Below are 271 nucleotides of genomic sequence, written 5' to 3'. Positions count from 1 at the left end.
GCCGCTGCCCGAAGTCCTCGTCTCGAAGGGGCAGCCGCTCAGGAAGACGCTGCTCCCCCACCAGTCGCGCATGTTCGGAAGCCGCATCCGGCACCTCGACGTTCAGCAGCAGACCGCGCACGGGCTCGCGGAAGCCCTCCGGAATCGTCTCGTGCGCCCGGTCGAGGATCGCGAGCTCACCACCGTCGATGCGCAGGCTCACGTACCAGTCAGCCTCGAACACCACCTCGAAGCCGAGCTCCTCGCGATAGAAGCGCGCGGCGGTGGCGAC

The 271-nt window shown here is 68.6% G+C and carries 1 protein-coding gene; it reads right to left on the bottom strand.

What is annotated here, in order from left to right:
• Positions 1-271 (bottom strand): VOC family protein (locus ACY0MJ_RS22375; RefSeq protein ID WP_462640765.1); only part of this gene is annotated, 271 nt, incomplete at both ends.

The sequence above is a fragment of the Ramlibacter sp. bp-362 genome (assembly GCF_054956735.1).
Note: the sequence above shows the minus strand (reverse complement) of the source record. Positions and strands in the feature narration are given on the sequence as shown.